This window comes from Mycobacterium sp. B14F4 (assembly GCF_039871645.1).
Classification (GTDB): Bacteria; Actinomycetota; Actinomycetes; order Mycobacteriales; family Mycobacteriaceae; genus Mycobacterium.
In genome coordinates this window covers 78,586-97,355 of sequence record NZ_JBDPMF010000005.1, presented here as the reverse complement: position 1 = coordinate 97,355, position 18,770 = coordinate 78,586, and the positions used below count along the sequence as shown (strand labels likewise).

Below are 18,770 nucleotides of genomic sequence, written 5' to 3'. Positions count from 1 at the left end.
TCAGTGGACCGCGGGTGTGCGCGGCCGGAGCGGACCAACGGTGGTGGCCCGGGCGGCCTCGGCGCCGCGTAGCCGACGGCGGTCGTCGCGCGCGATCCGGCGAGCGAGAACCCGCTGCTCGCGCTTGCCCACCGAGCGGCTGCGACGCACCAGGAGATCGAGCTGCTGCCAGCTCAGCCCGTCGAGATCGCCCTCCGCGTCATGGGTGGCGACGACGACGCAGCCACGCAGGATCGGCACCGTTCTGGCCGAGAAATTCGTTGTCGCCATCAGCATTTCCGTCGCGCCCGCGTTGGCGCGCTGCTGGCAGCGCTGGGTTGACGGGGCGAACCAGAAATCGAACTGACGGTCCGCACTGGTCAGGCTCTGAAGCCCCTGATCGTGGACGAGTTGGGCGATGTCGGCCTTGGTGTAGGCCCGGGTCTCATAGATGGCGCCACTGGGGCTGAAGTAGAGGACTGTGTTCATAGCAGAGTTCCATTCGGCTCTTTCTTTGCTGTTCGGCCGTGGTGGCCACTACCACCACTGTTACTGGAGTTACCCATGTGACAACTGAGACAAACCTGAATAACAGTCAAGAAACGGCGGGTTTGAGCCGCGCTGTTAGAAATGACGCAACGACGTCGGACCGACAATCGGACGGACAGGAGGTCAGCCGTGACGCTGTCTGCGCGGCTGTGGTCGGACAACGCCGAGGTCGCCGCCGACGTCCTGGCGCATCCGTTCGTGCGGGGAGTCGGGGACGGCTCGCTCCCGCGCGAGCTCTTCGCGGGCTACGTCGCCCAGGATGCGTTCTTCCTCGAATCGTTCGCCCGTGCGTACGCGCTGGCGCTGGCGCGCAGCCCGGACACCCCGACGCTGTTGAGCCTGGCCGACCTGCTCACCGGGGTACGGCAGGAACTGGGCCTGCACGCCTCCTACGCCGGTTCTTGGGGCATCGACATGGCCGGCGTCGAACCGTTGCCCGCGACGCTCGCCTACACCGAGTTCCTGCTGGCGACCGCGAGTGCGCAGCCTCTCGGCGTCATCTTCGCGGCCATGACGCCGTGCATGCGGCTGTACGCGTGGCTGGGCACCTCGCTGGACGCCGGGCAAGCCGGCCCCTACGCACAGTGGGTGCAGACCTACGCCGATCCGGAGTTCGAGGCGACGGCCGCCACGCTCGAGCGCCTGCTCGACGAGCAGGCCGACGACACCGCGCAGGTACGGACGGCATACCGGCGGGCGATGCAGGCCGAGCTCGCCTTCTTCGAGGCGTCGTGGACTCGCCGGGGGTGAGCCCGCATCTCAGCTCGGCGCGACGCGATCCGCCCAGGGCAACGCCCGCTCGAGTTGGGCGGCCAGCCGGATGAGCACCGACTCGCCCGCCAGCGGCGCCACGAACTGGACACCCAGGGGCAGGCCGTCGTCGGTCCAGTGCAGCAGCAGTGAAATGGCCGGGCGGCCAGTCAGATTCGCCAGTTGGGTGTAGGGGACCCAGCCCAGGTTCTTGTCCACCATGTCGTCGACGATCTTGGTGTGGCGCAGGACGCGGGTGGTTTTGGTCTTGAGCAGGGCGTCCGCACCGCGCTGCAGAGCGACGGGCAGGTCGAACTCGCCGATCGCCGGCGGCGGCGCCGCCAGCGTCGGCGTCAGCAGCAGGTCGTAGGACTCGAAGAACGTGGTGAGGCGGCGGGTGTGCTGGTGGCGCCGCTCGACGGCGTCGACGTAGTCGACACTGCTGGTGGTCCGGCCGAGCGTCGCCATGATCAGCGTGTCGCGCTCGAACGACTTGTCGCCCGCGCCCGTCAGTCGCTTCGCCTCGGCGACTTCCCAGGCGGCGTAGACGAACCACGTCAACAGGAAGTCGCGCGCCAGCGCTTCGTCGTCGAACGGCGCCTCGGTGAGCTCGTCGACGTGGTGGCCGAGGTCGGTCAGCGTACGCACGGTCGCCTCGACGGCGGCGAACGCCTCGGGGTGCGGCGACGGGGTGATCGCCGACGGCACCCGCACGCCGATTCGAAGCCTGCCCGGGTCGGCGCCGACACACGATGCGAACGACGACGCCGGCAGGCCAGGCACGAACGGGCCGGACGGTTCGCCCCCGCTGATCACGTCGAGCATCGCGGCCGTGTCGCGCACCGTCCGGGAGACCACGCCCTGCACGGCCGCGCCGTGCATGGCCTCGCCGGTCGCCGGCCCCGACGGGGTGAGCCCGCGGCCGGGCTTGAGGCCGACCAGCCCGCAGCATGCCGCGGGGATGCGGATGGACCCGCCGCCGTCGTTCGCGCCCGCGCAGGGCACGATCCCCGCCGCGACCGCGGCCGCCGACCCGCCCGACGACCCGCCCGGCGTCCGGTTCAGGTCCCACGGGTTGCGCGCCGGTCCCCACACGTCCGGTTCGGTGATCCCCTTCGCGCCGAACTCCGGGGTGTTGGTCTTGCCGAAGATGACCAGACCGGCGTCGATCCAGCGCCGGACCACCGTCGCGTGCTCGGCGGCCCGCATCGACAGGAACGACCGTGAACCGCGGGACGTCGGCAGCCCGGCGTAGTCCTGGGCGAGGTCCTTGATGAGAAACGGAACACCGGCGAACGGACCGCCGAGATCGGTGGTGGGCGAGGCGGGGACGTCGCGCACGATCGCGTTGATCCGCGGGTTCACCGCGGCGGCCCGCTCCTGCGCCACGGTCAGCAGTTCGGCCGCCGTCACCTCCTTGTCGGCGACGAGCTTCGCCAACCCGGTCGCGTCGTGGGCGCGGTAGTCGTCGAACTTCACCGTCCGACCGTATGCCGTGGGTTGGGCGGCGGTGCAGCGGGATTAACCTCGCACCGGCTGGTGTTGCCCGAACGGAGCACCGGAGACAGGGATGGGCAGGGACTCTTGATGAGATTCGGAATCTCCACATTCGTCAACGACGACGGCATCGACACGGTGTCGCTGGCGCGCGCGGTCGAGGAGCGAGGCTTCGCGTCGTTGGTCGTCGCCGAGCACACCCACATCCCGGCGAGCCGCGAATCGCCGTATCCCATGGGCGGCGACCTGCCGTCGGTCTACTACCGCACCCTGGACCCGTTCGTCACGCTGGCCGCCGCCGCCGCCGTCACCGAGACCATCGAATTGTTCACCGGCATCGCGCTTCTCATCCAGCGCGATCCCATCGTCACGGCGAAGGAGGCGGCCAGCATCGACGTGATCTCCGGCGGCCGGTTCGTGTTCGGGGTCGGTGCCGGCTGGAACATCGAGGAACTCCGCCATCACGGCACCGACCCGAAGACGCGGGGCGCACTGCTCGACGAACGCATCGAGGCCATCAAGGCGCTGTGGACCACCGAGCCCGCGGAGTACCACGGCACGTACGTCGACTTCGATCCGTCGTACAGCAAGCCCAAACCGGTTCGGCAGCCCCATCCGCCGATCTTCATCGGCGGCGACTCCGATGCCACCGTCAAGCGGGTGATCCGTCACGGCGCGGGCTGGATCTCCAATCCGCTGCCCGTGGAGCCACTGTCGCGACGCATCGACCAGATGCGCGACGGCGGTGGCCGCGACGTCCCGCTGGCGATGTTCGGCACGCCCAACAAGCCGGACTACTGGCGCGCCGCCGAAGACCTCGGGTTCGATCAGGTTGCGCTGCTGCTGCCCACCCGGCCGCGCGACGAATCGCTGCGACTGCTCGACGAGTACGCCGCCGGGGTGGAGCAGTACCGACGGTGACCTAGACCCTGGTCAGGGTGACCGCGATGCCGTCCGCGTTCACCGGGAAGCCGTCGCAGCCGGCCGGGATGCGCCCCGCTCGACGTGCCGGTCCTCAGAGATCGAGCACGGTGGGTTCGACGGGGCGGGCACAGCAGATCAGCACATTGCCCGGTGCGGGTGGGTCAAGGGGATCCGGGTCGTAGCGCACCGCCCCGCCGAGCAGCGCCGTCTCACAGTTGTGGCACACCCCCGTCCGGCACGACCAGCGGGTGGGAACGTCACACGCCTCGGCGAGTTCGAGCAAGCTCGCGTACCGCGACCCGAACGGGACACTCAGATCGCTGCGCGCGAAGGACACCTGGGGGCCCGCGCCGGGCGGACCTTCGGGGGCGTGCGGTGGTGTCGGAGTCGCGGTGATCCCGGGCGTCAGTGCGGCGCCCGCGCCGAACGTCTCGACGTGAACGAGGGCGGGGTCGGTGCCCCGGCCGGTCAGCGCGTCACGCATCCGGTGCATGAAGGTGTCGGGGCCGCACAGGTACACCTCTGCCGCGCGCGGGATGTCGAGCGCCTCGAGGGTGTCGGGCCCGATGCGCCCCGCGTCGGTGTAGTCGACGCCCTTGCGGTCCTCGGCACGCGGCCTGCTGTAGTGGACGTGCCAGTGGCCCCGTGCGAGTCGGCCGACCAGCGCGCGGCTTTCCGCCGCGAAGGGGTGTTCGGAACCGTCCCGGGCGCCGTGCACCCACCACACCTCCCGGGTGGAGTGTGCGCGGACCAGGTCGTGCAGCATCGCGAGCACCGGAGTCACGCCCACCCCAGCCGAGAGCAGGAGGACGGGACCGTCACCGCTGCCGAGGAAGAACGTGCCACGCGGGGCCGCGACGTCGAGTTTCTGGCCGGCCCGCACATGCTCGCGGATGTGCCTGCTGCCCAGTCCGTGCGGCTCCACCTTCACCGCGATGCGGTAGGACGGGGCGCCGGGCCGGTTGGACAGCGAGTAGGTGCGAATCAACGGCGGCTTGTCCGGCGCGGTCGTCAACCGCAGCGCGACGGATTGTCCCGCGAGCCAACGGGGCAGGGCCGCACCGTCCGGATCCGCAAGGGTCAGCGAGACGACGCTGCGGCTCTCGTCGTGCACCTCGGTGACGGCGAGGCGCCGGAACCCGGCCCATGCGGGCGGCGGCACCTTCGCCGCCTCGGTGAGTCCGACGTTGCCGCCGGTGCCGTCGTCGTCGGCCAGGCTCGTCAGAGACACCTTCCACCCCGGGCTCAGGGCATCGATCCGCAGTGCTCGCCGCAGCGCGTCGCGCGGATGGCCCGGCAGGTAGAGCAGCGCGTCGATGTCGGCGACGGTGACGCGTTCGGGACCGTCGCTGGTCTTGGTGATTACCTGGCCCGCCTCGACGAGCCCCTCCTCGATGACCCGCAGATAGAAGCCGGGCCGACGATGCGACACCAGCAGGGCCGCCATCCGGGGTTCGTCCAGTCGCAGGCCCACGCGGTAGCAGGTGACGCGGGGCTGGGTCACCTCGAACACCGCCCCACCGATCCGGTAGCGGTCGCCGATGCACACCTCGTCATCGGCGAGACCGTCGACCGTGAAGTTCTCTCCGAAGTGGCCTGGCTGCAGATCGTCACGGCCGAATTCACGCGCCCAGTACCGGTACGAGTCGAGCTGGTAGACCAGCACCGCCCGTTGTTCTCCGCCGTGCCCGCCGAGATCGCCCTGCCCGTCGCCGTCCACGTTCAGCCGCCGGACCATCCTCGGGCCGTCGACGGGGGCCTTCCACGCTCCGGTGAACACGGTACGACCCTGCCAGGCAACGTCTTTCGGCAGTCCCACATTGACAGACATGAGCCTGGCCACGTGTCCTCCGAATATGTCGATGCGGCTGGCGGCGAATTCGGTTTGAGCATCCCACTTTTGGCAGCGGCTGCAACGGGAAACCGGCTTGCGTGCCCGGGGATCGCGGCCATTCGGGACCGACACGTCACACTGAGAGCGTGGATAGCACGTCGTCGGGATCCGGGCGTCTGAGTCGGCCGCAGCAGGTGGCATGGCTGAGTTACATGCGCGTCTATCACCGTCTCGAGTACGAGATGAACCGTCAGCTCCAACAGGACTGCGGCCTGTCGCTCAGCGACTACACGGTGATCAACGCCCTGTCGAATGCGCCGCGGCGCCGTGCGCAACTGTCGAGTCTGGCGACGGTGATCGGGTGGGAACGCAGTCGGCTCTCCCATCACCTGCAGCGGATGAGCCGGCGCGGCCTCGTCGAACGCATTCCCTCCGACCGCGACGGCCGCGGAACGGATGTGGTGCTCAGCGAGCACGGCGCGCGCGAGCTCGCCAGCGCCGCCCCCAAGCATGCCGCCTGGGTCCAGCAACTGTTCTTCTCCGGCATCGACCGTGCTCAGGAGCAGCAGCTCGCCGACATCCTGACCGCGGTCTACGAGACGATTCTGCGCCTGGGCACCCTGCCGCGACCCGACTTCGGTCCGAGCGCCGCCCCCGCCGAGTGACTCACACCTGTTCGGCGCCGCCGTCGACGAAGAGTTCCGAACCGGTCATGAAGCTGCTCTGCTCGGAGGCGAGGAAGAGTACGGCTGCGGCGATCTCGCCGGGACGTCCGACGCGCCGCATCGGCACCTTGGCGGCTTCGGCATCGAGCAACTGCTGCTCGGCCCCCGCCGGGGCCAGGCCCTTGAGGCCGGGCGTCTCGACCGGCCCGGGCACGACGGTGTTGACCCGGATTCCGCGGTCGGCGAGTTCGGCCGCCCACGTGCGCCCGAACGAACGGATGGCGGCCTTCGTCGCCGCATAGACGCTGAACGCCGGCGTCCCGTTGTGGGCCGACGTCGACCCGGCGAGGATGACCGAGGCGCCGGCGTTGAGAAGCGGGAGGACCTTCTGCACGGTGAACAACGTGCCGCCGACATTGGTGGTGAAGGTGTCGGTGAAGTTCTCGACGGTGATCTCGCCCAGCGCGGCGAAGTTTCCCCCGCCGGCATTCGCGAACACCACGTCGAGCCCGCGTCCGCGGTCGCGGATCGCGTCGACCACGGCGTCGAGTTCCTCCGGTCGCGACACGTCGCTGCGCACGCCTGTCGCTGACGCCCCGATGGAGGCGACCGCCCCGTCGAGGGCATCCTGGCGTCGTCCGGTGATGACCACGTGGGCGCCTTCGGCGGCCAACCGCTGCGCGGCGGCCAGTCCGATGCCGGAGGTGCCGCCGGTGATCAACGCCAACTTGCCGTCCAACTGACCCATCGTCTGTCTCCTTCTTTCGGTCGCATGTAGACGCACGCTGCAACATGCGTGACATGTCACCTATTCCCGACGGCTCCGTTTCACCCGGCGGTCATCCGGAAACACTGCTGCCATGGGCCGGACCCTTCGTGGCATCGCCGCCGCTGCCGCCTCGACCGCCGCCGCCGTCGTCGCACGCGACCTCTTCCAGCGCAAGCACGCGCTTCTTCGCAACTACCCCCTTCTCGGGCACGCCCGGTATTTGATCGAATCCGTCGGCCCGGAACTGCGGCAGTACATCGTCGCCGCCAACGACGAGGAGCGCCCGTTCACCCGCGACCAGCGGCGATGGGTGTACGCGTCGTCGAAGAAGGAGAACAACTACTTCGGGTTCGGGACCGACAACGACGTGGAGCACACGCACGGCTATCCGGTGATCAAGCACCGGACGTTCCCGCGTGCGGTGCCGCCGACGACGCCGAAGGCCGCGCACGAGGTGGATGTGCCGTGCGCCAAGGTGATCGGTGCCGCCAGAGCGCGGCGCGAGGCGTTCCGGCCGGAGTCGGTGGTCAACATCTCCGCGATGAGCTTCGGGTCGCTGTCGGGCAACGCCATCGAGGCCCTCAACCGGGGCGCCCGGCAGGCGGGCTGCCTGCACAACGCCGGCGAAGGCGGGATATCGCGCTATCACCGGCACGGCGGTGAGCTGATCTTCCAGATCGGCACCGCCTACTTCGGCTGTCGCGACGCCGACGGCCGCTTCGATCTGGAGAAGCTCAAGGAGGTGGTGGCCGGCGCCCCGGTCAGGGCGCTGGAGATCAAGCTCAGCCAGGGGGCCAAGCCCAGCCTCGGCGGCCTGCTGCCCGCGGCCAAGGTGTCGGCCGAGATCGCGGCGGCCCGGGGCATCCCGGAGGGGCGCGACTGCGTCAGCCCGTCGCGGCACGCCGAGTTCTCCGACACCGACAGCCTGCTCGACTGGGTCGAGTTGCTGGCCACCGAAACCGGTCTGCCGGTGGGGATCAAGTCGGCCGTCGGCGACCTGGACTTCTGGTGTGAGCTCGCCGATCTCATGCGGGAGACGGGGCGCGGCGTCGACTTCGTGACGATCGACGGCGGCGAGGGGGGTACCGGCGCGGCGCCACTGATCTTCACCGACACCGTGTCGTTGCCGTTCCAGCTGGGCTTCGCCCAGGTGTACCGGGTCTTCGCCGCGCGGGGCCTGCACGAGCAGGTCGCGTTCATCGGCGGCGGCAAGCTCGGGTTGCCGGACAACGCGGTGATCGGCTTCGCGCTCGGCTGCGACATGGTCTACGTCGCGCGGGAGGCGATGCTCGCGATCGGGTGCATCCAGGCGCAGAAGTGCCACACCGACACCTGCCCCACCGGGGTCGCCACGCAGAACGCGTGGCTGGCCCGTGGCCTGGTGCCGGACGTCAAGGCGGTCCGGGTCGCCAACTACGTCAAGGCGCTGCGCCGGGATCTGGTCAAGGTGGCCGAGGCGTGCGGGGTCGAGCATCCCGGTCTGATCGGCACCGATTCGGTCGACATCCTCGACGGCCGGATGGAGGCCACACCCTTGCACGAGGTCTACGGCTACACGCCGGACATGGGCCTGCCGTCGGCCGCCGACCGCGAGGAGATCATCCGCTTGATGACCGTGCTCGAGCCGCAGGGCGAGTCCGCGCCGCAATCCGCGACCGCCGTCGGCTGACCGACGAACCGCGCCATTTGCCAGCGCATAGCGCGGCGCGCGCATACGATCGGCCGCAGCGTCATCGCCTCGAAGGGGAGGTCACCATGTCGCATGGGCGACGGACCAGATCAATGTGGCTCGCGGCGGCGGCGTTGGCCGTCTGTGCGGTGAGCACCGCAGCGCCTGCCGGGGCGCAGGACGCCGACTATCTGTGGTTGCTGCAGGATCGGTACCGGTTCCTCAGTCCCGAGCAGTTGCTCAGCGAGGGATACAAGGTCTGCGCCGTCATCGACCAAGGCGTGGGCTCCCGGTATGCCGCCGAGATGGTGCAGCAGGATCTGGGGGTCTCGCCGAGCGCTTCCATGGATATCGTCAGCGCCGCCACTGTCGAACTCGGCTGCTGAATCGGCCCTGTGATGTGATTTACGAGACGCAATGTCTCGTAAGCGGGACGCGGTGACCCGCTGCGGCGTATACACGTGCCATGGACTCGGTTTCAGTCATCACCGGTGGGGCGGGCGGCATGGGAGTGGCCACCGCCAAGGTCGTCGGCAAGGACCATGCGGTCGTTCTCTGCGATGTCCGGCAGGACCGCCTCGACGCCGCCGCCGCCGCGATGAAGGACCTCGGTGTCGCCGCGACAGCCGTCTCCTGCGACGTCACCGATCCTCGGGCGGTCGCTCGGCTCTTCGAGACCGCGTCTCGACTCGGGACCATCGCATCGGTGATCCACACCGCCGGCGTCAGCCCGAGCATGGGTGACGCCGAGTACGTCATGCGCACCAACGCGCTCGGCACCGTGAACGTCAACGGGGCCTTCTTCCAGGCCGCGGGCCAGGGCGCCGCGATCGTCAACGTCGCCTCGATGGCCGCCCACATCCTGCCTGCCGAAATGATCCCCACCGCGCAGTTCCCAAAAGCGTTGCAGGACAAGGACGCCTTCATGAGCGACATGCTGGCCGCCTGCACCATCGCCCCCGAGGAGGTGCGGTCCGGGATCGCGTACGCGGTGAGCAAGAGCTTCGTCCGGTGGTACAGCTCGTCGCAGGCCGAGCGGTTCAACGGGCGCGGGCTGCGCATCGTGTCGGTGTCGCCGGGGTCGATCGACACCGAGATGGGCAGGCTCGAGGAGCAGGCGGGGGCCGGCGCCATGGTGACCGACGCCGCGGTCCCGCGCTGGGGAACGCCCGAGGAGATGGCGGAACTGTTCGCGTTCTGCGCCGGCCCCAAGGCCGGGTACCTCACCGGAACGGACATCCTCGCCGACGGCGGCGTCGTCGCCTCGATGGCGGAGCGGGCCAGGGTGGCCGCCGAGAAGGGTTGAGCGCCGGCCTCACCCGCGACGCAGTGTCACCAGCGTGATCTCGCTGGGCGCGAACACCCGAAAGGGCGGGCCCCAGAAACCGGTGCCTCGACTGGTGTAGAGCTGCGTGCGTTCGCCGTGGCGACTCAGCCCGTGCACCACCGGTTGCTCGAGCCGGACCAGGAGGTTGAACGGCCAGATCTGGCCGCCGTGCGTGTGACCTGACAGTTGCAGGTCGACGCCCGCACGGGCGGCGTGTGCGACCTGCTTGGGTTGATGTGCCAGCAGCAGCACCGGCAGCCGCAAATCGGCGCCGGCGAGCGCCGATTCGAGGTCGGCGCCGTGCCCGCGCAGACCGGAGACTTCCGCGGTCGCGTCGTCCACGCCGGCGATGACCAGCCGGTCGCCACCGCGTTCGACCACGACGTGTCGGTTGTGCAGCGCGGCCCAGCCGATCTGCTCCATGTAGTCGAGCCAGCCCTGGGCCTCGCTGAAGTACTCATGGTTGCCGGTGACGTACACCCGAGCCGACGCGGCTTTCACCGCGGCGAGCGGCCTGGCCTGGTCCTCGCGGTGGGCGACGGTCCCGTCGGCGATGTCGCCGACATGGCACACCACGTCGGCGCCGAGGTCGTTGACCCGTCGCACCACGCCGGCCCGACCACCGCGCACGATCGAGCGGTCCGTAATGCGTGTCGGCGATCACCGCGACGCGCAGCCCGTCCAGACCCTGACCGAGCCGCTCGAGCGTGACGTCGACGGTCTTGACGCGCGGAACCCGCATCGCCTCGGCGTAACCCCAGACCAGCAGCGCCGCCGCCACGGCAACCACCGCTTCCGCGACCACTCGTGACCGCGCGGGGTCCGCGACTCCGCCGAGCAGCAGCGCCAATTCGACGACGAGGCCGAACACCGACCAGACGAACACCACCCAGGCCACACCGAGCAGCGTGTCCCCGGCCGCGGCCGCCCAGTCGAGGTGCCTGCGGCCGTGGCCGAGCATCATCATGGCCGGCATCGCGACGAGTCCCGCCGCGAACAGGAGCGTGACGACCACGACGACGGGCGTGGGCCAGGCCGCCCCCGCCAGCAGCGTCCACCACGGCACACCGAACAGCAGCAGTAGGACCGCGAGCACCACGGCAACGCGCCGCCAGCGTCGTCGGGCCCGCCGCGGCGGGTCGACGGACTCGACGACGTCGGCCGGGTTGTCTGTCATCGCACCTCGATCTCGTGCCTGCGGTGTCCACCGTCGACGGTACCGACGGGCCGACCGCCTTCGCCTCTCAGCGCGGGCAGGCGGCTACGGCATGATGCCCGGGTGAGCTACCGATCGCCGACCCTGGCCGACGTCATCGCGACACTGAAAGTCGACCGGGTCGACGAGCACCACTTCGTCGCCACCCAGCTCGACAATCCGGCGCACCACATCGTCGGCGGGCACATCGCCGGCCAGGCGCTGATGGCGGCCAGCCTCACCGCGCCGGGCCGCTCACCGCATAGCGTGCACGTCTACTACGTGCGGGCAGGCGACGCCCGTCGCCCGGTGGATCTGCACGTCGACGTGGCGCGTGACGGCGGCACGCTGTCGACGCGTCAGATCACGGCGCGTCAGGACGACCAGATCCTGCTCGAAGCGCTCGCGTCCTTCAGCGCGCCCGTCGAGTCGCTCGACTATCAGCAGGCCATGCCCGGCGTGCCGGACCCGGAGTCGCTCCCGCCGGTTCACGAGCAGCTGGCCGCCTACGCGGACGAACTGAACGGGCACTGGGTCCGGCGGCAACCGTTCGACCAGCGCTACGTCGACGCGCCGCCGAGGCTCGCGCTCGACCTGCCCGAACCGTCGCCCCGGCTGCGGATGTGGTGGAAACCGAGGGAGCCGGTGCCCGCCGACGACGTCCTGCACAGCTGCCTCGTGACATACCTGTCCGGCACCACGATGGTCGAGACCGCGCTCGCCATGCGGCGGGCCACCCCGGTCAGCACGTTCAACGCGCTCATCGACCACGCGCTGTGGTTTCACCGGCCGATCGACTTGTCGGATTGGGTGCTGTCCGACCAGGTTTCGCCGAGTGGGATCGCCGGGCGCGGGTTGACGACCTCGACGATCTACAACCGCGCCGGCCAGTTGGTCTGCATCGCGACCCAGGAGCTGTACTTCGGCCGGGGCGCCGGCTGATGCATCACGTTGCTTCGCGAAGCGTACGTGGGGGTCGTGATCGCGGGCCGATCAGCGACCCTGGTGTAGCGCTCGCGAGCGAACCGTGGACTAGCGTCCGGTCGAGCCGTCGGCCCGGTCGCGGGGCGGGTGAGGTGAGGTCGTCGCACGCCCCGATGACCGCGTTCGCGCGGGCGACGACATCCCGGTAGTCGGCCACCAGCGACTCGACGGTCTCGTCCGGCCCGGCCTGGAAGGTGGCGGGCCAGTCGGCGACCTTCTCGCCGAGAAACGTGTACCGCTCGACATGGGTGAGGTGCTTGACGAGTCCCACCAGGTTAGTGCCCGACCCCACGCCCGGCGTGCGCACCAGGGGTTCCGGTACACCCTGCACCTTCTCGATGACGCACTCGCGCAGGTAGTCGAGGAAGCCGAGCAGAACCTCCTTCTCGCTCAACCCCGTCTGCGGCGGTGGAGAGTCACGGCGTCGCTGCGGCATCGGCTCCTCAGCCTAGGCCGTGCCGATGAGTTCCGCGCGTCGCACGGGTCTGATGATTGAACGTCGTCGACTCTGGAGGAACACATGGTCCAACTGCTGCGGGTGCAGAACTTCAACGTCTCACGCGACGGGTTCGGCGCGGGCGAGAACCAGAGCTTCGAGCGTCCGTTCGGGCACGCCGACCCCGGCGACATGTTCGCGTGGGCGGGAGCGACGGCAAGCTGGCCCAACCGTACCGATCCGGGCGGCAGCCGCGGGCTCGACGACTACTTCACCCGTGACTTCGCCCACAACATCGGCGCCGAGATCATGGGCCGCAACAAGTTCGGCCCGCAACGTGGGCCCTGGCGCGATCACGAGTGGCAGGGATGGTGGGGCGACGAGCCACCGTTCCACACCCCGGTCTTCGTCATGACGCATCACGAGCGCCCCTCGTTCACGCTGTCGGACACCACCTTCCACTTCATTGACGCCGACCCGGCCACCGTGCTCGCCCGCGCCCGCGAGGCCGCGCAGGGTAAGGACGTCAGGCTCGGCGGCGGAGCGACGACCGTCCGCGAGTACCTCGACGCGGACCTCGTCGACACGCTGCATGTTGCGGTCTCGCCACAGGTGGAGCTGGGTAGCGGGTCGCGCCTGTGGGAGTCGCCCGAGGAGCTCGACGACCGCTACCACCACGACGTGGTGCCCAGCCCCAGCGGCGTGACCCACCACCTGTTCTGGCGCTGCTGACCGTCAGGCCGTCAGCACGCTCAGCGCGCCCAGCGTGAACACGCGGACCTGGCCGGCCACCTTCGCACGGCACTGCGACAGCAGCGGCTCGGACATCCGCTCGTGCAGGATCACCTCGATCGGCACCGGGCCACCGTCGAGCACGACGCGGACCTGGTGCTCGCCGCGTTCGACGGCCAGCGGGTGCAGGGCGTCGATGCGGTCGTCCCCGTACTTCTCGCGTGCGAAGTACTGAGCGGCCTGCACCGGGTGCGGCAGCGACGTGCGCCCGCGCAGGAACCTGTTGTCCAGCCGTCCGTCGAGGTACCGGCGCACCAGATCGACGGAGTCCGCCGAGTCCACCCGTCCGTAGCACAGGCCCTCCGGAAGGATCAGCATCGTCGCGGCGAACCGGTCGCCGCCCAGATGCGAACACTCCCAGGTGAAGTCGGGATACTCGTCGGCGATGGCACGGCACGCGCCGCGGCCCCGCACCGCGCAGCATTGATCGTGCTTGCCGTGTGCGCACACCGCCACCAGCGGATCGGCGCACGGCTTGCCGTCGCTGCCGTCGAGGGCGAGGTTCAGGAAGTCGCGCGGATCGCCGGCCTCTCCGGCGTACAACGCCTCGGCGCCGACGTCGCAGTGCGCCACGAACCACCGCCACCGAGTGGTGTCGCCGCGGCGACCGTGGCGGCGGATCGCCGCGATGCGCATGCCCTCCTTTTCCACCCTGCGCACGATGGCCCGCCCGAGTTCGGGGTCGATGCAGTTCGGTGACTGCAGAAACGCCGACGGACCCCAGCCGCCGGACAGTTCGATCAGCATCCATTTCGAGCCCGCCGACGCGGTCCCGTACATCGGGTCGTCCCGGGCCAGCGACTGGTCGCTGCACGGCACCCGCTTCGGCGTCGTCATTCGGCGGGGGCGGGGACGACGACCGCCTCCCGCAGCAGCCTGCGGATCAGTACCGTGGCGTCGGCGTGGTCGAGACCAGGCAGGAACGCCGCGTCGGCCACCAGACCGCGGCGCAGCGCGACAACGGCGTCGCCGCATGAGGACGGGAACGTCATGGTGCGGTCGGGCAGGCGAAGCACGAGCCGCCCGTCGCGTTGTTCGACGGTCGCCACCAGGCCGTGGCGCCACTGCACCGGTGTGGCGGCGGCATCCGCCGACAGCGATGCCAACGGCCGCACCGCCGCCGGCCGGGTCCGGTCGGCGTGGCGTCGGGTCAGTTGGTCGGCGGCGCCGCCGCTCAGCGCCGCCGACTCATCGCGCAGCGACTCCACCATCTCGGCCATCACCTTGGTCACCGTCGCGATGGTCTCATCGTGGTCGCTCGGATCGGGGCCCATCGGCAGCGACCGCCGGAACGCGGCCACGTCGGCCAGTTGCTCGACCACGGCGCGGGCCACGTCGACGGGCGTCACGGGGGACACCCCGATCGTGAGGTGGATCGACGTGGAGTCCATGGCCCCTGCGGAGTGCACCCAGCCGCGGGGCAGATACAGGGCGTCGCCCGCCGACAGCACCGTGTCGATGATCGGCGGGTCGGTGACGCGTTGGGCGATAGCGTCGCGATGCTGCGTCCACGGCTGCGACGGCAGCGGGTGCTCGTGGACGGGCTCGTGCACGATCCAGCGCTTCTGACCGGACGCCTGCAGGATGAAAACGTCGTGGACGTCGTAGTGCGGATCGAAGCCGCGGTTGACCGGCGGGGTGATGTAGGCGTTGGCCTGCACGGGGTGGCCCAACTCGTCGACCGCCTGCCGAACGAAATCGATGAGCGGCGGCCACAGCCGGTGCAGCCCCTGCAGCACGATCGTTGCACCCGAGGCGAATTGATCGAGCAGCTTGGCGGAGTCGACCTGGTCGGGTATTTCCGCGCCGAACCCGGCCGGCCCGAGGTAGCAGTCCTTGGCCAGGACGCCGCCCTCCTTGGCCAGCCGCAGGAAGGGCGCGCGCACCCCGCGCTCGGCGATCAACTCGTCCACCGTGTCGGGGCAGAGCAGATCGCCGAAGTCGCGGGGTAGCGCGTCGGCCCGGCTGAGCAACGGCTTGCGACCCCAGTACTCGTCGGCGAACGTCCGAGCGTCGGTCGCGATACAGCGGCTCAGCATCGAAACAGCGTCACGCGGTCCCGTCGGCACCGCCGTCGTGACCCTCGGGATTGGAGCCGCCGTCCGCGGTGCCCTCGCCGCCCGCCGTGCCGTCGGCACCGCCGTCGTGGCCTTCGGGGTTCGAGCCGCCGTCGGCGGTGCCTTCGCCGCCCGCCGTGCCTTCGCCGCCGGAGGTGGTGATGTCGTCGTCATCGAGTGCCATGGTGGTCCCTTCTCTTGTTGTCGTATCGCACGGTGTTGCCCCGTACGCAGCCGCGCAAACCAGGGGGTCCGAGGCCCGCGGCTATGGTCGAGCGGTGAGCATCGGCTACGACGAGACGCTGCGGGAACGGATCCTCGCCAACATCGCGCGGCACGACCGCCGCGCCGTGACCGACCCGACCAAACGCCACGCGGCGGTCGCGGTGGTGCTCGTCGATTCCGAGCTGGGCGAGGACCGGGTCGATCCGGCCGACGTCGACGGCTGGATCGCCGGGCGGCAGATGCCCGAGGCCGGCCTCGACGGCCGCATGGTCGACGTCTCGGGCGGTGCGGCTTTCCTGTTGTGTCGCAGGGCGTCTCGGCTCTCGACGCACGCCGCCCAATGGGCGCTGCCCGGTGGTCGCGTCGACCCGGGCGAGACCGTGGTCGATGCCGCGCTGCGGGAGCTGGACGAGGAGGTCGGGGTCCGGCTGTCCGAGTCGACCGTGCTCGGACTGCTGGACGACTACCCGACGCGATCGGGGTACGTCATCACCCCCGTCGTCATCTGGGGTGGGGGACGGCTGGACCTGTTCCCCGCACCCGACGAGGTGACCGCGGTGTACCGGGTCGGGCTGCACCAACTGCAGCGCGACGACTCGCCGCGCTTCGTCGAGATCCCGGAGAGCCCGCGCCCGGTCGTGCAGATCCCGCTGGGCAACGACCTGATCCACGCGCCGACCGGTGCGGTGCTGCTGCAGCTGCGCTGGCTGGGACTGGAAGGCCGCCACGACCCGGTCGACGGACTCGAACAGCCGGTGTTCGCGTGGAAGTAGGGCCCGCGGTGGGTAACTAGCCATACGACGAGAGGGGTCGACCGTGAAGTTGGCGTTGAGTGACGAAGACGTCGCGTTCCGCGACGAGATGCGCCGGTTCTACACCACCGAGATCCCGGCCGACATCCGCGAGCGAGTCCAGGCCGGACATCCCGATTTCCCCGGCGACATGGTCACCAGCCAGCGCATCCTCAACGCGAACGGGCTGGCGGTCCCGACGTGGCCGGTCGAATGGGGCGGGAAGAAGTGGACACCGCTGCAGAGACAGATCTGGCTCGACGAGATGCAGTTGGCCGGAGTGCCCGAACCGCTGGCCTTCAACACCAAGATGGTCGGCCCGGTGATCGCCCAGTTCGGGTCGCAGGCGATCAAGGAGCGCTTCCTGCCGCCCACCGCCAACCTCGACATCTGGTGGTGTCAGGGCTTCTCCGAACCCGAGGCCGGCTCCGACCTCGCCTCGCTGCGTACCACCGCGGTGCGCGACGGCGACACCTACGTCGTCAACGGTCAGAAGACGTGGACGACGCTCGGTCAGCACGCCGACTGGATCTTCCTGCTCGCCCGCACCGACCCGAACGCACCCAAGAAGCAGGCGGGGATCTCGTTCCTGCTCGCCGAGATGTCCACGCCGGGCATCACGCTGCGACCCATCAAGCTGATCGACGGCAGCTACGAGGTCAACGAGGTCTTCCTCTCCGACGTGCGCATCCCCGCCGATCAGCTGGTCGGGGAGGAGAACCAGGGCTGGACCTACGCGAAGTTCCTGCTGGGCAACGAACGCACCGGCATCGCCCGCATCGGGCTGACCAAGCTGTGGATGGCTCAGGTCAAGGAGCGGGCCGCCCAGCTGACGGTGAACGGGACGCCGCTGCTCGACGATCCGCTGTTCGCCGCGCGGGTCGCCGAGATCGAAAATGGGCTGCTGGCACTGGAACTCACGCAGATGCGGGTCAGCGGATCGGAGGCCGACGGCAAGCCCAACCCCGCGTCGTCGATCCTCAAGTTGCGCGGTAGCCAGCTGCAGCAGGCGGCCAGCGAGTTGCTCGTCGAGGTGGCCGGCCAGGACGCGTTGCCGTTCGGCGTCGGCGACGAGCTCGACGTACCCGCGTGGGCGCAGGACGCCGCGCCGCGCTACCTCAACTACCGCAAGACGTCGATCTACGGCGGTACGAACGAGATTCAGCGCAGCATCATCGCGTCGACCATCCTGGGATTGTGAGCGGGCACCGTGGACTTTGACCTGACCGAGGAACAGCAACTCCTTCGCGACGTCACCCGAGACGTGTTGTCGCGCGACGCCGATATCGCTGACATCGCCGCCGTCACCGAGGGGGAACCCGGTTGGCGCCGTGAGGTGTGGGCGCAACTGGCCGAGGTCGGCATCCTCGGCCTGGGCTTCGATCCCAGCGAGGCCGGCCAGATCGAGGTCATGGTGGTGATGACCGAGATCGGTCGGCGGCTCGCGCCCGAACCGGTCGCCGAGGCCGCGCTGGTTCCCGGTGGGCTGCTCGCCGACCTCAATGCAGATCAGCAGCTTCTCGACGAGGTGGCGGAGGGCCGGACGCTGCTGGCCTTCGCCCACAACGAGCCCGGCGCGCGCGTGCCGTCGACCGAACCGAACACGAGAGCGGAGCGCAGCGGTGAAGGCTGGGCCGTCAGCGGCCGGAAAAACCCTGTGCTGGCGGGAGATTCGGCCGACAAGGTGATCGTCACCGCCGCACTGCCCGACGGTGGCGCCGGTCTCTTCCTGGTCGACGGCACGGCGGCGACCCGACATGACTACCGCACGTTCGACGGCAGGCGCGGCGCCCAGCTCGACTTCGAGGCCGTCCCCGCCGAACCGCTCGTCGACGGCGACGCGACCGAGCACATCACCCGCACCGTCATCCGCCATCAGTCGGTGCTGTGCGCGGAGGCGGTGGGCGCGATGGAGGAGGCGCTGCGACTCACCACCGAATACCTCACCAGCCGCAAGCAGTTCGGCGTTCCGCTGAACACCTTCCAGACGCTCACCCAGCGCGCCGCGGACATGTACGTCTCGTTGGAGCTCGCGCGGAGCATGACCTTCTACGCCGCGATGTCGATCGCCGACGGCCGGTTCGACCCGGTGATCGCCGCGCGAGCCAAACTCCAGGTCGGACGGTCCGGCAGGCACATCGCCCAGGAGGCCATCCAGCTGCACGGCGGCATCGGCATGACGGCCGAGTACCCGGTCGGGCACTACGCCGCACGGCTGACCGCGATCGACAACACCCTCGGGACGGCCGACGACCACGTGCGCACGCTGATCCGCCACGTCGGCGACTACGGCGTCGTCTCGCTGTAGAGCACGGCGGAAGGGCAAT

At 69.7% G+C, this 18,770-nt stretch carries 19 protein-coding genes and 1 pseudogene; 11 read left to right on the top strand and 9 right to left on the bottom strand.

Going from position 1 to position 18,770, the window contains the following annotated elements; translation table 11 throughout:
• Positions 1–468: a hypothetical protein gene (locus ABGB19_RS15435; protein WP_347686850.1), complete on the bottom strand. Its 468-nt coding sequence runs from the start codon at positions 466–468 to the stop codon at positions 1–3.
• Positions 469–657: 189 nt separating this feature from the next.
• Here ABGB19_RS15435 and ABGB19_RS15430 point away from each other — a divergent pair, with 189 nt between their 5' ends.
• Positions 658–1,278: a TenA family protein gene (locus tag ABGB19_RS15430; RefSeq protein WP_347686849.1), complete on the top strand. Its 621-nt coding sequence runs from the start codon at positions 658–660 to the stop codon at positions 1,276–1,278.
• A gap of 9 nt (positions 1,279–1,287) precedes the next feature.
• Here ABGB19_RS15430 and ABGB19_RS15425 read toward each other — a convergent pair whose 3' ends face one another.
• Positions 1,288–2,757 carry an amidase gene (locus tag ABGB19_RS15425; protein ID WP_347686848.1) on the bottom strand — a complete coding sequence of 490 codons (1,470 nt, stop codon included), beginning with the start codon at positions 2,755–2,757 and terminating at the stop codon, positions 1,288–1,290.
• A gap of 108 nt (positions 2,758–2,865) precedes the next feature.
• Between ABGB19_RS15425 and ABGB19_RS15420 the strand changes: the two genes are divergently transcribed.
• On the top strand, positions 2,866–3,696 hold the full coding sequence (locus ABGB19_RS15420; protein WP_347686847.1) for an LLM class F420-dependent oxidoreductase: 831 nt from the start codon (positions 2,866–2,868) through the stop codon (positions 3,694–3,696).
• A gap of 94 nt (positions 3,697–3,790) precedes the next feature.
• Here ABGB19_RS15420 and ABGB19_RS15415 read toward each other — a convergent pair whose 3' ends face one another.
• On the bottom strand, positions 3,791–5,542 hold the full coding sequence (locus ABGB19_RS15415; RefSeq protein WP_347686846.1) for an MOSC and FAD-binding oxidoreductase domain-containing protein: 1,752 nt from the start codon (positions 5,540–5,542) through the stop codon (positions 3,791–3,793).
• Between the two features lie 137 nt (positions 5,543–5,679).
• On the opposite strand from ABGB19_RS15415, the gene ABGB19_RS15410 reads away from it, so the two are divergent.
• Complete coding sequence (locus ABGB19_RS15410; RefSeq protein ID WP_347686845.1) at positions 5,680–6,198, top strand: MarR family winged helix-turn-helix transcriptional regulator; 519 nt, start codon at positions 5,680–5,682, stop codon at positions 6,196–6,198.
• A gap of 1 nt (position 6,199) precedes the next feature.
• On the opposite strand, the gene ABGB19_RS15405 is transcribed toward ABGB19_RS15410, so the two are convergent.
• Complete coding sequence (locus tag ABGB19_RS15405) at positions 6,200–6,946, bottom strand: SDR family oxidoreductase (protein WP_347686844.1); 747 nt, start codon at positions 6,944–6,946, stop codon at positions 6,200–6,202.
• Between the two features lie 112 nt (positions 6,947–7,058).
• On the opposite strand from ABGB19_RS15405, the gene ABGB19_RS15400 reads away from it, so the two are divergent.
• The 3 genes from ABGB19_RS15400 (at position 7,059) to ABGB19_RS15390 (ending at position 9,942) form a co-directional block, all read left to right on the top strand.
• On the top strand, positions 7,059–8,636 hold the full coding sequence (locus ABGB19_RS15400) for an FMN-binding glutamate synthase family protein (RefSeq protein ID WP_347686843.1): 1,578 nt from the start codon (positions 7,059–7,061) through the stop codon (positions 8,634–8,636).
• 113 nt (positions 8,637–8,749) lie between these two features.
• Positions 8,750–9,022, top strand: coding sequence for a DUF732 domain-containing protein (locus tag ABGB19_RS15395; RefSeq protein ID WP_347686842.1), 273 nt, complete (start codon positions 8,750–8,752; stop codon positions 9,020–9,022).
• An 80-nt stretch (positions 9,023–9,102) separates the two neighbouring features.
• Positions 9,103–9,942 (top strand): SDR family oxidoreductase, encoded by an 840-nt coding sequence (locus tag ABGB19_RS15390; RefSeq protein ID WP_347686841.1) that lies wholly within the window; start codon positions 9,103–9,105, stop codon positions 9,940–9,942.
• Positions 9,943–9,951: 9 nt separating this feature from the next.
• On the opposite strand, the pseudogene ABGB19_RS15385 reads toward ABGB19_RS15390, so the two are convergent.
• Positions 9,952–11,140 (bottom strand): annotated as a pseudogene (locus tag ABGB19_RS15385) (metallophosphoesterase).
• A 102-nt stretch (positions 11,141–11,242) separates the two neighbouring features.
• Between ABGB19_RS15385 and ABGB19_RS15380 the strand changes: the two are divergent.
• A complete protein-coding gene (locus ABGB19_RS15380; RefSeq protein WP_347686840.1) occupies positions 11,243–12,100 on the top strand; it encodes an acyl-CoA thioesterase domain-containing protein in 858 nt (285 codons plus the stop codon).
• Between the two features lie 4 nt (positions 12,101–12,104).
• On the opposite strand, the gene ABGB19_RS15375 is transcribed toward ABGB19_RS15380, so the two are convergent.
• On the bottom strand, positions 12,105–12,578 hold the full coding sequence (locus tag ABGB19_RS15375) for a DUF664 domain-containing protein (protein WP_347686839.1): 474 nt from the start codon (positions 12,576–12,578) through the stop codon (positions 12,105–12,107).
• Positions 12,579–12,662: 84 nt separating this feature from the next.
• Between ABGB19_RS15375 and ABGB19_RS15370 the strand changes: the two genes are divergently transcribed.
• Positions 12,663–13,310: a dihydrofolate reductase family protein gene (locus ABGB19_RS15370; RefSeq protein ID WP_347686838.1), complete on the top strand. Its 648-nt coding sequence runs from the start codon at positions 12,663–12,665 to the stop codon at positions 13,308–13,310.
• A 3-nt stretch (positions 13,311–13,313) separates the two neighbouring features.
• Here ABGB19_RS15370 and ABGB19_RS15365 read toward each other — a convergent pair whose 3' ends face one another.
• From ABGB19_RS15365 to ABGB19_RS15355, 3 genes are read right to left on the bottom strand one after another with little or no spacing between them, the layout of a single operon-like run.
• Positions 13,314–14,207, bottom strand: coding sequence for a sucrase ferredoxin (locus tag ABGB19_RS15365; RefSeq protein WP_347686837.1), 894 nt, complete (start codon positions 14,205–14,207; stop codon positions 13,314–13,316).
• Positions 14,204–15,409, bottom strand: coding sequence for a cupin domain-containing protein (locus ABGB19_RS15360; RefSeq protein WP_347686836.1), 1,206 nt, complete (start codon positions 15,407–15,409; stop codon positions 14,204–14,206). The genes ABGB19_RS15365 and ABGB19_RS15360 overlap by 4 nt, the downstream gene beginning before the upstream one ends.
• 10 nt (positions 15,410–15,419) lie before the next feature.
• A complete protein-coding gene (locus tag ABGB19_RS15355; RefSeq protein WP_347686835.1) occupies positions 15,420–15,611 on the bottom strand; it encodes a hypothetical protein in 192 nt (63 codons plus the stop codon).
• Positions 15,612–15,705: 94 nt separating this feature from the next.
• Here ABGB19_RS15355 and ABGB19_RS15350 point away from each other — a divergent pair, with 94 nt between their 5' ends.
• The 3 genes from ABGB19_RS15350 to ABGB19_RS15340 are packed head-to-tail and all read left to right on the top strand — an operon-like array spanning position 15,706 to position 18,751.
• Positions 15,706–16,425: a CoA pyrophosphatase gene (locus tag ABGB19_RS15350; RefSeq protein ID WP_347686834.1), complete on the top strand. Its 720-nt coding sequence runs from the start codon at positions 15,706–15,708 to the stop codon at positions 16,423–16,425.
• A 43-nt stretch (positions 16,426–16,468) separates the two neighbouring features.
• A complete protein-coding gene (locus ABGB19_RS15345; protein ID WP_347686833.1) occupies positions 16,469–17,644 on the top strand; it encodes an acyl-CoA dehydrogenase family protein in 1,176 nt (391 codons plus the stop codon).
• Between the two features lie 9 nt (positions 17,645–17,653).
• Positions 17,654–18,751 carry an acyl-CoA dehydrogenase family protein gene (locus ABGB19_RS15340; RefSeq protein WP_347686832.1) on the top strand — a complete coding sequence of 366 codons (1,098 nt, stop codon included), beginning with the start codon at positions 17,654–17,656 and terminating at the stop codon, positions 18,749–18,751.
• Positions 18,752–18,770: the final 19 nt, after the last annotated feature.